Source organism: Haloferax sp. Atlit-6N (assembly GCF_003383195.1).
GTDB lineage: Archaea > Halobacteriota > Halobacteria > Halobacteriales > Haloferacaceae > Haloferax > Haloferax gibbonsii.
Genome location: NZ_QEQJ01000001.1, coordinates 1405979 through 1418799, shown reverse-complemented (window position 1 = coordinate 1418799; position 12821 = coordinate 1405979). Strand labels below are relative to the sequence as shown.

11 protein-coding genes are annotated in these 12821 nt (G+C 67.0%); 6 read left to right on the top strand and 5 right to left on the bottom strand.

What is annotated here, in order from left to right:
* Positions 1–54 precede the first annotated feature (54 nt).
* Complete coding sequence (locus DEQ92_RS07345) at positions 55–1950, top strand: PAS domain S-box protein (protein ID WP_115820615.1); 1896 nt, start codon at positions 55–57, stop codon at positions 1948–1950.
* A 129-nt stretch (positions 1951–2079) separates the two neighbouring features.
* Positions 2080–3213, top strand: coding sequence for a DUF373 family protein (locus DEQ92_RS07340; RefSeq protein ID WP_004973664.1), 1134 nt, complete (start codon positions 2080–2082; stop codon positions 3211–3213).
* A 78-nt stretch (positions 3214–3291) separates the two neighbouring features.
* Here DEQ92_RS07340 and DEQ92_RS07335 read toward each other — a convergent pair whose 3' ends face one another.
* The 4 genes from DEQ92_RS07335 to DEQ92_RS07320 all read right to left on the bottom strand — a co-directional run bounded on the left by DEQ92_RS07335 (position 3292) and on the right by DEQ92_RS07320 (position 7288).
* Complete coding sequence (locus DEQ92_RS07335; RefSeq protein ID WP_050458509.1) at positions 3292–4134, bottom strand: polyprenyl synthetase family protein; 843 nt, start codon at positions 4132–4134, stop codon at positions 3292–3294.
* Positions 4135–4280: 146 nt separating this feature from the next.
* Entirely contained in the window at positions 4281–5234 is a 954-nt protein-coding gene (locus tag DEQ92_RS07330) for an electron transfer flavoprotein subunit alpha/FixB family protein (RefSeq protein WP_050458510.1), read from the bottom strand.
* Positions 5231–6028, bottom strand: a complete 798-nt coding sequence (locus DEQ92_RS07325) for an electron transfer flavoprotein subunit beta/FixA family protein (RefSeq protein ID WP_004973659.1) — start codon at positions 6026–6028, stop codon at positions 5231–5233. Before DEQ92_RS07325 ends, DEQ92_RS07330 begins: the two co-directional genes overlap by 4 nt.
* Before the next feature lie 69 nt (positions 6029–6097).
* On the bottom strand, positions 6098–7288 hold the full coding sequence (locus tag DEQ92_RS07320) for a hypothetical protein (RefSeq protein ID WP_050458511.1): 1191 nt from the start codon (positions 7286–7288) through the stop codon (positions 6098–6100).
* A gap of 144 nt (positions 7289–7432) precedes the next feature.
* On the opposite strand from DEQ92_RS07320, the gene DEQ92_RS07315 reads away from it, so the two are divergent.
* Positions 7433–8800, top strand: coding sequence for a hypothetical protein (locus tag DEQ92_RS07315; RefSeq protein ID WP_115804437.1), 1368 nt, complete (start codon positions 7433–7435; stop codon positions 8798–8800).
* Between the two features lie 39 nt (positions 8801–8839).
* The gene (locus DEQ92_RS07310) at positions 8840–9322 is read left to right on the top strand and encodes a type IV pilin (RefSeq protein WP_115820614.1); all 483 of its coding nucleotides are present in this window, start codon (positions 8840–8842) and stop codon (positions 9320–9322) included.
* A gap of 49 nt (positions 9323–9371) precedes the next feature.
* Here the strand turns inward: DEQ92_RS07310 and DEQ92_RS07305 are convergent, their stop codons facing one another.
* Complete coding sequence (locus DEQ92_RS07305) at positions 9372–9995, bottom strand: methyltransferase domain-containing protein (RefSeq protein ID WP_004973651.1); 624 nt, start codon at positions 9993–9995, stop codon at positions 9372–9374.
* Between the two features lie 155 nt (positions 9996–10150).
* Between DEQ92_RS07305 and ahaH the strand changes: the two genes are divergently transcribed.
* Together ahaH and DEQ92_RS07295 are read left to right on the top strand one after the other, a co-directional pair.
* Positions 10151–10483 carry an ATP synthase archaeal subunit H gene (gene ahaH, locus DEQ92_RS07300; protein ID WP_004973649.1) on the top strand — a complete coding sequence of 111 codons (333 nt, stop codon included), beginning with the start codon at positions 10151–10153 and terminating at the stop codon, positions 10481–10483.
* Positions 10470–12680, top strand: coding sequence for a V-type ATP synthase subunit I (locus tag DEQ92_RS07295; RefSeq protein ID WP_115804439.1), 2211 nt, complete (start codon positions 10470–10472; stop codon positions 12678–12680). Before ahaH ends, DEQ92_RS07295 begins: the two co-directional genes overlap by 14 nt.
* Positions 12681–12821 lie beyond the last annotated feature (141 nt).

Genomic DNA, 12821 nt, shown 5'->3' with positions numbered 1-12821 from the left:
GGAACCGTTCCGCCCGCCGGTACGGTTATTGTTGTATATGACTGACAGTATGTCATGTCTCTCGGTCCCGTCGTCCACGCTGAAGGTCCGGTCCGGGTCCTTCTCGTCGACGACGACCCCGAAACCGTCGCAGACACGGTTCCGGCGCTCGAGGCGTGCGACCGTCTCGAGGTCTCGGCGGTCGACGACCCGGTCGCGGCGCTCGAGGCGCACGCCGAGTCGCCGTTCGACTGTATCGTCACCGAGTTCGAGTTCGGCGGCTCCACGGGCTTCGACGCGCTGCTCCGTCTCCGAGAGTTACCCAACCCGCCGCCGGTGATTCTGTTCACGAGGCTCGACTCTGTGGACGTCGTACGGGAGGCGTTCGACGCCGGTGTCGCCGACGTGGTCGAGAAACCGCCGACAGAGGCTCAACTCGCGGTGCTCGCCTACCGCATCTCGAAGGCGGCCGCCGCGGCCCGTCAGTCGACCGAACTCGACGAACTGCACGCGTGGGTCCGGGTCATCGCCGACCAGTCGCTCGTCGGCCTGTACGTGATACGCGACGGTCGAATCGAGTTCGTCAACGAGTACCTCTCGAACCTGCTCGGCTACGACACCGACGACGTGGTCGGCCGCCCAATCACCGACTTCATCGTCGAGCAGGACCGCGCCATCGTCGACGAGAGCCTGAAGAGCCGGGAACACGGAAGCGTCGAATCGATGTCGTACACCGTCCGCGTCAGCGACCGAACCGGCGGGCAGACGACGCTGGAAATCACCGGTCAGCGGACGGCGGTCGACGGCGAGTCCGTCGTCGTCGGGACCGCGATGGACGTCACGGCCCGACTGGAGTCCGAACGGCTCCTCAGGCGCTCCGAGCGCCTCACCAGGCAGATAATCTCGTCGCTCCCGGACATGGTGTTCATCTCGGAGCCGACCGAACTGGACATCGTCTACATCAACGACCAGTTCGAGAGCGTCTGGGGGCGAGACGTGTCGCTCCTCTACGAGGACCCGCGTTCGTTCCTCGAACTCGTCCACGTCGACGACCGCGACCAACTGAGGCGAGCCATCGACGAGATGTTCGCCGACATCCGAGACGGCGGCGTCGACAAGCAGTACGAGTACGAGTACGAGTTCCGGTTCATCCCCGAGGGGAGCGAGACCATCCGCTGGGCGAACGCCCGCGCGGTCCCACTCCTCGACGAGAACGGCGACGTGACGAACATCCTCGGCGTGATGTCGGACCTCACCGAGCGCATCAGTCACGAACGCGAACTCACCCAGCAGAACGCCCGACTCGACGCCTTCGCCCGGGTCCTCTCGCACGACATTCGCGGGCCGCTGGCGGTCGCTCAGGGCCGACTCGAACTCGCCCGCGAACTCGACGACGGCAGCCACCTCGACCACGTCGAACGCGCCCACCGGCGCATCACCGACGTGGTCGAAGACGTGCTCTCTCTCGCCCGCGACGGGCGTTCCGTCCTCGACGCGGAGGAAGTCTCGCTGGCGGACGCCGCGGCAACCGCGTGGGAGATGTGCTCGCCCAACGCCGGCCACGTGCGCTGCGAGGTCGGCGAACTCCCGGTGGTCGAAGCCGACGAGAGCCGGGCGACGCGGCTCTTCGAGAACCTGTTTCGGAACGCGCTCCAGCACGGCCGAAGCGACCCTGACGACGCGTCCACCGCGAGCGACGACTCGGAGCTCGTGATTCGCGTCGGTGCCCTCCCATCGCACCGCGGCTTCTTCGTCGAGGACAACGGCCCCGGCATCCCGGCGTCGATTCGCGACCACGTCTTCGACTCGGGATTTTCCACCAAAGACGGCGACGGAAACGGCCTCGGACTCGGCATCGTCCGGCAGATTGTCGACTCCCACGGCTGGGTAATTCGGGTCGTCGACGGCGGGTCCGGGGCGCGCTTCGAGGTGCTTTTCGACCCCGTCGGCGAGGCCGGCGCGACCGACTGACCGGGGCGAACCGAAGAGGACGACGACCGCGCCCCGGCGACCGCCCGCTCGCTCCGCGAGACCGACGGACCGCGCCACCGCGACCGCGCCCCCGAAAGCAGATATATCCCCGTGGCATAGGAGTCAACGATGCTCTTGGTCCTCTGTGTCGACCTCGACGACGACCTCGGCCGCAAGACGGGTCTCTCGACGCCCGTCGTCGGCCGACAGCGCGTCGAGGACGCCGCGGTGGCGCTGGCCACCGCGGACCCGGAGGACTCCGACGTGAACGTCCTCTTTCAGGGCATTCAGGTCCACGACGAACTCCTCGAATCGGAAGACGAGGAGGTCGAGGTCGCGGCGGTCACCGGGTTGGAAGGAAGCGACGTGAAAGCGAACCGCGCCATCGGCGACGAGATTGACACCGTCCTCGCGAGCCTCTCGACCGGCGAGCCAGTCCACGCCATCGTCATCACCGACGGCGCACAGGACGAGTCGGTCCTGCCGGTCATCCGCTCTCGCGTCCCCATCGACGGGGTCCGTCGGGTCGTCGTCAGACAGGCCCAGAACCTCGAATCGATGTACTACACGATGAAGCAGGTGCTCGCCGACCCCGAGACCCGCGGGACCATCCTCGTCCCGCTCGGCATCCTGCTTCTCATCTACCCCTTCGTCACCATCGCCAGCTTCTTCGACGTGCCCGGCGCGGTCGTCCTCGGTCTCATCTCGGCGCTCCTCGGCCTGTACACGCTGTTCCGCGGGCTCGGCCTCGAATCCGCCGTCGACGAGGCGGCCAACCGTGCGCGCAACGTCCTCTACGCCGGTCGCGTCACTATCATCACCTACGTCGCCGCCGCGGCGCTCCTCGTCGTCGGCGGCGTCCGCGGGGTCGAACTCCTCGAAACCGTCTCCGACAGCGTCGGCGGCGACCCCGCGCCGGGACTCATCCTCGCGACGCTCGTCCACGGCGCGGTCGAGTGGTTCGCCGCCGCCGGTATCACGAGCAGCCTCGGGCAGGTGACAGACGAGTACCTCCACGACCGGTTCAAGTGGCGCTACCTCAACGCGCCGTTCTACGTGTTCGCCATCGCCATCGTGCTGTACGCGCTCTCCGGCTTCTTCCTCCCCGAGGGCGTCGTCGGCGTCCAGAAGTTCTACCTCCCCGGCCTCGCCGTCGCGCTCACGGTCGGCACGCTCCTCGGCGTGCTGAGCACGCTCACGTTCGCGGTGGCGGAGTCGCGCTATCCGACCGGCTCGGACGGCGACGGCGAGCAACCCGCGTAATCAGTCGCGGGCGGTCGCTCCGCTCGGCGTTTTCTGTCGGTTTTCAGCGTCGTCGGTGCCGAACTCGAAGTCGCCCCGTCAGCTCTCGCGGACGATGACGAACTCCGCGAGGTCGCGGAGGTACTCCAGCGGCTCCGAGTCTTCGACGCCCGAGGAGTCGAGGGCCGAAAGCGCTTCGTCGGCCTGCTGTCGGGCCCGGCGGTTCGCTTCCTCGGGGGTCAGGTCCGTCACCTGTACGAGCGACGGCCGGCCCATCTCGGCGTCCTGTCCCGTCGGCTTCCCGAGTTCCTCGGCGTCGGCCGTGGCGTCCAGCACGTCGTCGCGAATCTGGAAGGCGACGCCGACGCGGGCCGCGTAGTCGCCGAACGCCTCGACGACGTGGGCGTCGCCGCCGGCGGCGACGGCGCCGAGTTCGGCGGCGGCGCGGAACAGCGCGCCCGTCTTGCGGTGGGCGAGCTGCATGTACTCGTCTTCGTTGGACGGGACCGCGACGAGTTCGGTCGCCTCGCCCTCGCCGAGTTCGACCATCGATTCGGCGACGATGCGGGTGGCGCGGTCTGACGACGAGAGGAGGGCGAACGCCTCGCCGAGCAGGCCGTCGGAGGCGATGATTGCCGGGCCGTAGCCGTACTCGGCCCACGCGCTGGGCGTGCCGCGGCGGATGTCGGACCGGTCGATGATGTCGTCGACGACGAGCGAGGCGTTGTGGACGAGTTCGACGCCGACCGCGAAGTCGACGGCGTCCTCGGGGGTGCCACCGACGGCCTCGCAGGCGAGGATGGTCACGGCGGGGCGGACGCGCTTGCCCCCCGCGAGAGCGACGTGGTCGAGTTGGTCGGCGAGTTCCGACGGCTCGACCGCCGAGACGACCTCCTCGAGGCGGTCGTTTACCATCGTGACCCGGCGCTCCAGGTATTCCATTGTCGGTTCGTAGGGTTGGGTAGGGAAGTACGTACCGGATTTGGAGAAACCGCGCGACTGGGGTGCGGCGCTCAGAGAACACGTGCCCCGGAGACGTCGCTCACAGGTTCGCGTCCGCAAAAACCTGGACCAAAAAGATTGAACGTTTACTCGAACTGTTCGATAAGCTCCGGAACGACTTCGAAGAGGTCGCCGACGATGCCGTAGTCGGCGATGTCGAAGATGGGCGCGTCGGGGTCGGTGTTGATGGCGACGATGTTCTCGGCACCCTTCATCCCGGCGACGTGCTGGACGGCGCCGGAGATGCCGATTGCGATGTAGAACTTCGGCGTGACGACCTTCCCGGACTGGCCGACCTGCCGGTCCTTGGGGAGCCAGCCGTTGTCGACGATGGGCCGCGACGACGAGAGCGTCGCGCCGAGCGCGTCGGCGAGTTCCTGCACGAGCTCGATGTTCTCTTCTTCTTCGATGCCGCGGCCGACGGAGACGAGCACGTCGGCGTCGGTGATGTCCACGTCGCCGCTGCCGACTTCCTCGAAGCCAGTCACGCGCGAGCGCACGCGTGACTCGTCAAGGTCGAACGAGAAGGCCTCGACCGCGGGCTCGCCCGGCTCCTCGGCGGCGTCCCACTCGCCGGGGCGGACGGTGACCGCGGCGCGGTCGGCGTCGACCTCGACGGTCGATTCGACCTTCGAGGCGTACATCTCGCGGGTGACGACGAGGCCGCCGTCGTTCTGGAGGCCGATGGCGTCGGTCACGAGCGGGAGGTCGAGGCGCTCCGCGACCGCGGGGGCGTAGTCGAGGCCGTTGACCGTGTTGCCCATGAGGACGTACGTGGGGTCGAGCTCCTCGGAGAGGGCCTCGACGGCCTGCACGTACACGTCGTGGTTGAACTCGTCACCCTCGGCGACGGTGTGAATCGCGTCCACGCCGGCGAGCGAGAGCGCCTCGGCGAAGGCGTCCACGTCGCCGCCGATGACCGCGAGGTGGAGGTCGCCGCCGGTGTCGCCGACGAGGTCGGCGCCGGCCGTCACGAGTTCGAACGACACGTCGCGGAGGCTTCCGCGGCGGTGCTCGACGACGGCGAGCACGTCGCTCATTGCGCGCCCACCCCCTTCTCGCGGAGGACGGTCGCAAGGTCGGCGGCCTGCTCCCCGGCGTCACCCTCGAAGTAGGTCGCGTCGGACTCGGTCTCCGGCTCGTACACGTCGGTCAGGACGAGGTCGGACTCGACGGCCGCGGCGTCGAGGCCGAGGTCGGAGAGCGCGAGCGGCTTGATCTCCTTCGACTGGGCCTGCCGAATCCCGCGCAGGCTCGCGTAGCGGGGCTCGTTGATACCCGTCTGGATAGTGAGGACCGCGGGCAGGTCGACCTCGGTGAGCTCCTCCACGCCGCCTTCGAGTTCGCGGCGGACGTTCGCCACGCCGCCGTCGGCGTCGAGGTCGAGCGCGTTCACGACCGCGGCCCACTCGAAGTCGATGGCCGAGGCGAGCGAGACGCCGGTCGCGCCGAAGCTGTCGTCGTTCGCCTGCACGCCCGTCAGGACGAGGTCGGGGTCTTCCTCCTCGACGACCGCCGAGAGCAGGCGCGTCTTCGCGCCCACGTCGAGCAGGTCCACGCCGTCGAGCGCGTCGTCCCACACGCGGACCGCGCGGTCGACGCCCTTGGCGAGCGCCATGCGGATGGTCTCTTCGGACCGCTCGGGGCCGATGGTGACGGCGACGACCTCCACGTCGTCGTCGCTCTCCTCGGCGATTTGGACGGCTTCCTCGACCGCGTACTCGTCCCACTCGTTGAGGTCGTAGTCGAGGTACTGGTCCGCCACGCGGAGCCCGTCGAGCTCGAAGTCCTCTTCGACCTCGGCGACCTCCTTGACGGTTACGAGAACTTTCATCAACGTTCACTACCGACCGGGGAGAATAAACGTTTTCGCACCGCGGTCGTCGGCGACGCCGTCGCCCGATTACTCCTCGTCTTCGTCCTCGTCGGGGAGCGAGATGAGGTTCTCGCGGCCGAGGCGCAGTTTCTCGACGCGCCCCTCGTCGGCCATCGCCGACAGGAGCTGCGAGACTTTGGCGTCGGACCAGCCGGTCTCCTTGACGATGTTCGCCTGCTTCATCCGCCCGCCGCTCCGTTCCAAGAGGAGTTCGACCCGCTCTTCGTCCGAGAGTAAGTCGAGGTCGACATCGTCGGGCGCTTCGCCTGCTTCGCCGTCGTCGTCAACCTCTCCGTCGGTGCCGAGTTCGTCGGATGGTTCCGGCGTCGGCTCCTGACGCCGCGTGGGCGTCGATGCCGACGGTTCGACCGCGTCCGCGTCGCCCGGTCGCCGCCGGGTGAACAGGACGACACCCGCCACGAGCACCAAGAAGACGATGGCACCGCCACCGACGAGCGTCCACGGGATGGCTCCGTCCGACCCTGTGGAAACGTAACTCACGCTTAGTTGCTCGGTCGACTCGAACGTCCGCGGTCCCTCGGCGACGACGGCGTTGTTCTCCAGCGGGATGTCCGTGTCGCTGACGGCGTAGCCCGGGGGCGTCTGAATCGTGAGGTTCTGGTTCGACTGCAGGGAGGTGACCCACGTCTCGCCGCCGCCGGCCGAGAAGGCGTCACCGACGCGCAGCCCTTCGTCGGTCTGTTCCGCGAAGTTCGTCCACGTGAACCTCAACACGAGGACGCCGGTCCCGTTTTCGACGTACCCCGTCGTCGTCGCGTTCTGGACGGTCATCGACCGACCGGTCTGCTCGGCGGCCGTCTGGCTGACGCGCTGAAAGAAGGCGGCGTCGGGGCCGACGTCGGTGGTTCCCTGCTCGTACTCCTGTGCGAACTCTTCGAACGCCGCGGTCTCGTTTCGCGTCTCGAGCTCGTAGCGCATCTCGATGCGCCAGTCCGCCGAGCGGTCGTCGCGAACTCGAATCGATATCTCCGTCCGCGGCGACCGTTCGAGACTCGTCTGCTGGGTGACGAGCGGTGCGCGGCCGAGGGCGGCGGGCGCTTGCGAGCGAGAGTCGGTACCGAAATCGCCGACTCCGGAATCGTCGACTGCCGCGTCAACGCCGTGAGCGCCAACCGCAGTCATATCTGTGGCCGCCACCGGGACTGCGACGCCGGAGACGATGGTGAGGAGGGCAACGATGAGGGCGGCGCTCCGCATACGTAAATCCGTTTCATCCGGCGATGAAAACGCTTTCCATCGACTCAACAGCGTCATACGCCGCCGAGGCCGACTCCCGTGGCTCGTGGGGACGACGGCGTCAAGAGGGTCATTTTAGTACCGGCACCGTGTACCCTCACGGCGATGAAGGCCCTCCCGCTCGTCGTCGTCATGCTCTTGGTGGCGTCGCCGGTTCTCGGCGCGGTCGGTCCCGCGGACGGCTCGGCCCAAGCGACGGCTCTCGACGAGCCGGCCCCCGCGCAGGTCCAGTCCCCGTCCAACGAGACGATTCACGTCCTCGATATCCCGTCGTCGCAACTGGTTCGAGCGACCGTCGAGCCCGCCCATGTCGACCTCGGCCCGTCCCTCGGCTTCGCCGGCCTCGATGCCAGCGGCGAGGTTCAGTCGCGCGCGTCGATCGAGCGTATCGAGTCCGCGGGCGACGACAGCACCCGCCAACAGCTCATTCTCGACGAGATAAACAGCATCGAGCAACGCGCGATTGCGCTGCAAAGCGCACAGCGCTCCGCAGTCGAACAGTTCAACGCGGGGGAGCTCACCGCGCGCGAACTCCTCGTCGAACTCGCGCGAATCGACGCCGAGGCCCGCGGCCTCAACGAGCGACGCGTCGCCCTCCGGGAACTCGCCACCGAGACGCCGGACTTCTCTATCAACTCCGGCCGGCTCGCGGCGCTCGAACGCGAACTCGACACGTTCACGGGTCCCGTCCGAAAGTACGCCGTCTTGGTCATGACCGGGGAGTCCGATGCCGCGCGGTTCTCCGTCCGAACGAGCGAGACGGGCGTCGTCCTCGGCGTCGTAGCTGACGGAGAGTACGTCCGCGAGGCCTACCGCGCCGGGCTCCGCAACCGCGACCAGAGCACGGTCTCCTACGAGGAGGCGCTCGACATCGTCGCGGAGAGCTACCCCACCATCTACTCGAGCCGCGCCGCGCAGAACGGGACCAACGTCATCAGCGCCGGTGACAGCCACCGCGTGCGAATCAACTACGACCGCGGTCAGTTGACCGCCTACGTCGACGCCGGGAGCGGACGGGTGTTCAAGGAATCGCAGACCCGCCCCCTCGGTTCGATTGCGACCGGGGCCGTCGCGACCGAGGTCAAAGACGGCCTCGCGCTCACTGTCGACCGGACCTACCCCGGCGGACCGCTCCGAATCCAGCTGAACGAAAGCGGGAGCGACGACCCGGTAGACGCGAACGTCACCATCGGGCTCGAAGCCAGCCAAGAGAGCACGCTTCTCGGCCACACCGGTACCGACGGGACGCTCTGGACCGTCTCGCCGTCGTCCCCCTACACCATTACGGTGATTAAGGGCAACTCGGCGGTCGTGCTCACCACTTCACCGACGCCGATGCCCGACCTCGTCATGAACACGACCGCGGAGGCGAACGACAGCGCCGCGATGATCACCTCGACGCCGACCGAGTCGACGAGTTCCGCGTCGGTCGGTTCGGAGGGCGCACCGCCCGGTCCGCCGGCGGTCATCTGACCGGAGCTTCTTATCCCATGACGGGGCCACCCCGTCTCGATGTCCCGTCAGTTCCGCCGCTCGACTCGCGGCTCGTCCGTGCTCCTCGGGAGCGTGCTCCTCATCGGTCTCGTGGTCGTCGTCGCGGCCGCCGTCGGCGCGGCGGCGTTCGACGCGGCCGACTCCTCGCCGACGCCGACCCGGCCGACGGCGCTGTCGCTCGAGGTCTCGGGCGACACGCTGTCGCTGACCCACGAGGGGGGCGCGCCACTCGACGTGGAGTCACTCGCGATTCGAATCTCCGTGGACGGAGAGCCGCTCGCCCACCAACCGCCCGTGCCGTTCTTCTCGGCCAGCGGGTTCCGTCCCGGACCGACCGGTCCGTTCAACGCCGCGGCCGACTCCCGGTGGACCGCGGGCGAGACGGCGACGCTCGAACTCGCGGGGACGAACGACCCGGACATCGAACTCGGCGCGACGGTAACCGTCCGCGTCTTCGACGGGGAGACGCCGGTCGCGGTGCTCGAAGCGAGCGCGTCGTGAGTCAGGGGTGACGAAAACGAGCGTCCGAGTCGAACGCGGCGGTCGCGATTTATTCCTCTGGTGCGCGCGCGATGGTCACGATGGCCCGCGGACTGCCGGGCTGGCGCTGGAGGATGTGGTGTTCGATGTCGACGAAGCCGGCGGCCTCGAACATTCGGTCGGCCTCCTCCTCGTCGTAGAACAGCATGATGGCGTCCGCCAACTTCTGGAAGACGCCGGATTTCGGGTCGTCGGGACCGACGACGAGGACTTTGCTCCCCGGCTTCACCACGCGTCGGAACTCCTCGAGCGCGGTGACCGGGTTCGGCCAGTACTCGATGGAGCCGGACGACCAGATGACGTCGAAGGAGTCGTCGGCGAAGGGGAGCCGCTCTGCGTCCCCGCGATAGAACCTGACCTCGTCGTTCTTGCCGAACTTCTCCCACGCCTTCTGCATCTGGTGGATGCTCTGGTCGAGGCCGTGGACGTCGTCGGTGTAGCGGAGCAGTCCCTCGGTTCCGAAGCCGGTGCCACAGCCCACGTCGAGGACGCGGTCGCCCTGCTGGATGTCGAGCATCTCCAGCGCCTCGTCGCGCATCTCCTCGTTCCAGATGAACGGGTTCACCCGGTCGTACACCTTCGAGAGGTACTTGTAGAACAGGCGGGCCCGCGCTTTGTTTTCGAGGACTCCCATCGCGCCGGGATTAGGACTCACCGATGATAACGGTGCGGATTCGCCGCGCCGGTCGGCGTTCACGGGGGGTAAACCGCCGCGTTCCCCGAGCGTCTGTCACAGACTTTCCGCAAACACCTTATACAGCGCTTGTGCAACGTTCCTGTGATACGAGTATGCCGAGACAAGAGGTTCTCGAACGAATCAAAACGGCCGAGCAGGAGGCCGACGACATCGTTGAAGAGGCCGAGGCCAAACGTGAGGAGCTCGTCGCGGAGGCGCGTCGCGAAGCCGATGAGATTCGCTCCGAGGCCGAAGAAGAGGCCGCAGAGCTCGAATCCGAGCGTCTACAGGAGGGACGCGCGGAAATAGAGACGGAGCGGGAACGCATCCTCGAAGAAGGCGAGGACGCCCGCGACGAATTGGTTGCCGAGGCGGAAGACCACATCGACGACGCGGTCGAATTCGCCATCGGCAAATTCGAGGAGGCGGTTGATGCTCAGACCTGAGCAGATGAGCAAGGTCTCGGTGACCGGTTCCAAGGGCGTCATGCCCGAGGTCATCGAGGCTGTCCACGACCTCCGACTGCTGCACGTCACCGAATACGACGGCTCGTGGCAGGAGGAGTTCGGATTCGAGACGGGGTCGCCCATCGAAGGCGCCGAGAGCGCGTCCGACAAGCTCGTCACCGTCCGCTCGCTCAAGAGCATCCTCGGGGTCGAAGACACCGACTCCGGCCGGCAGCGCATCGTCCCCGACGACGCGCTCGGCGAGCCCCTCGAAGAGATTCGAGCCGAGGTCAACGAACTGGACGACCGCCGCTCAGAGCTCGAAAACGAGCTCCGCGCGGTGGACGAAGAAATCGACGCGATGGAGCCGTTCGTCGACCTCGGGCTCGACCTCGACCTGCTTTCGGGGTACGAGACGCTGCAGGTCGTCGTCGGACAGGGGAAGGTCGAACCCGTCGAGCGCGCCGTCGTCGACGCCGACGAGATCAACGCTTACGAGATCTTCTCGGGCGAGCGAACGCACGCCATCTTCGGCCGCCCGGTCGACGGTGCCGACGAGATGGCGCTCGCCGACGCGCTCGTCGGCGTCGAGTTCGCCACGCTCGAAGTCCCGGACGCCTCGGGAAGCCCCGAAGAGCACATCCGCAACCTCGAACAGCAGAAGCGCGAAATCGAGTCGAAGCTCGAGACCGTCGAGTCCGAGCTTCACGACATCGCCGTCGAGGAGGGCGAGTTCCTCCTCGCCGCCGAAGAGCGCCTCGCAATCGACGTCCAGAAGACGGAAGCGCCGCTCTCGTTCGCGACGACGGAGAACGCCTTCGTCGCCGAGGGCTGGATTCCGAGCGAGCGGTACAACACGTTCGCGAGCACGCTCAAAGACGAGGTCGGCGAGCACGTCGCGGTCGAGGAGCTCGAACGCGCCGAGTTCTCGCGTGACGGGCACGACCACGCGCGCGAGGATGTCGCCGAGAGTGGTGGCACGGTCGCCGCCACCGACGGCGGAACCGTCTCGATGTCCAGCGACGACCCGCCGGTCGTCCAGAAGAACAGCGGCGCAGTCAAGCCGTTCGAAATCCTCGTTCAGGCGGTCAATCGCCCGAGCTACTACGAGTTCGACCCGACCATCATCCTGTTCCTGACGTTCCCGACGTTCTTCGGGTTCATGATCGGTGACCTCGGGTACGGTGTCATCTACACCGCCATCGGCTTCTTCCTCTACTCGAAGTTCGATGACGGCGCGATCAAGAGCATGGGTGGCGTCACCATCGCCGCGGGGCTGTTCACGACGTTGTTCGGCATCCTCTACGGCGAGATATTCGGCTTCCACCTCATCACCGAGTACTTCTGGGAAGGCGTGCTCGGGATGTCGCACCCGCCCATCGAGAAGGGACTGTCGCCGGCCACCTCTGAGTGGGCCCTCGGTTGGCTCACTGTGAGCGTCGCCGTCGGTATCTTCCACATCAACGTGGGGTACATCCTCGACTTCTTCGAGAACTACGAACTCCACGGCGCGAAGGACGCAGTCCTCGAAAGCGGTTCGTGGATCCTCATGCTGAACGGCCTGTGGATCTGGATCTTCAGCGACGCGCTCGGTGGCGTGCCGCCGGAGTTCCTGTTCACCACGTTCGCGGCTGACGGGCTCATCCCGCTCGGCTTCTCCGGCTTCTCGTTCATCGTCGGCTGGGCCGGCTTCGGGATGTACATCCTCGGCGCGGTGCTCCTCGGGATGGCCGAACTGGCCGAACTCGTCGAGTTCGCCGCCCCGCTTTCGAACGTCCTGTCGTACACGCGTCTCGGCGCGGTCCTCATCGCGAAGGCGTCGATGGCGTTCGCCGTCAACCTGCTCGTCTTCGGCGTGTACGTCGACGACCACGGCGGCTGGCACTTCGGGCTCGGCGGGATGCCCGACTCCGCCGCGGTGGCGGCACTCGGCGCGGGTGAAACGCTGAGTTACCACGGCTACGAAGTGACCGAGGTCCTGTTCGGCGGCATCTTCCACACGGGTGCCGCGGGCGTCGTGGGCGGACTGCTCGTCCTCGTCGTCGGTCACCTGGTCGTCCTCGCGCTCGGCGTCACGAGCGCCGGCCTACAGGCCGTGCGTCTCGAGTACGTCGAGTTCTTCAACAAGTTCTTCGAGGGCGGCGGCCGCGAGTACAATCCGTTCGGGTACGACCGCGAGTTCACGACCGAAGACTAACCCTCTCCGGCGATTCTTTTTTGACTTCGTTCGCTCGGAGCGGCCGCTTTTGCAATGACGACGATTCCGCCGTCGTAGACAGACCGCTCCAGACGTTTTGGGAACCTTTATGATACGGCTGACGCCACATGCAGACGTTCG

Bases quoted from the DNA above. Each gene is read 5' to 3' on its own strand.
- DEQ92_RS07330 (WP_050458510.1), bottom strand. From the start codon at position 5,234: ATGAGCGACGTGCTCGCCGTCGTCGAGCACCGCCGCGGAAGCCTCCGC.
- DEQ92_RS07345 (WP_115820615.1), top strand. From the start codon at position 55: ATGTCTCTCGGTCCCGTCGTCCACGCTGAAGGTCCGGTCCGGGTCCTT.
- DEQ92_RS07315 (WP_115804437.1), top strand. From the start codon at position 7,433: ATGAAGGCCCTCCCGCTCGTCGTCGTCATGCTCTTGGTGGCGTCGCCG.
- DEQ92_RS07340 (WP_004973664.1), top strand. From the start codon at position 2,080: ATGCTCTTGGTCCTCTGTGTCGACCTCGACGACGACCTCGGCCGCAAG.
- DEQ92_RS07295 (WP_115804439.1), top strand. From the start codon at position 10,470: ATGCTCAGACCTGAGCAGATGAGCAAGGTCTCGGTGACCGGTTCCAAG.
- DEQ92_RS07320 (WP_050458511.1), bottom strand. From the start codon at position 7,288: ATGCGGAGCGCCGCCCTCATCGTTGCCCTCCTCACCATCGTCTCCGGC.
- DEQ92_RS07325 (WP_004973659.1), bottom strand. From the start codon at position 6,028: ATGAAAGTTCTCGTAACCGTCAAGGAGGTCGCCGAGGTCGAAGAGGAC.
- DEQ92_RS07305 (WP_004973651.1), bottom strand. From the start codon at position 9,995: ATGGGAGTCCTCGAAAACAAAGCGCGGGCCCGCCTGTTCTACAAGTAC.
- DEQ92_RS07310 (WP_115820614.1), top strand. From the start codon at position 8,840: ATGTCCCGTCAGTTCCGCCGCTCGACTCGCGGCTCGTCCGTGCTCCTC.
- ahaH (WP_004973649.1), top strand. From the start codon at position 10,151: ATGCCGAGACAAGAGGTTCTCGAACGAATCAAAACGGCCGAGCAGGAG.
- DEQ92_RS07335 (WP_050458509.1), bottom strand. From the start codon at position 4,134: ATGGAATACCTGGAGCGCCGGGTCACGATGGTAAACGACCGCCTCGAG.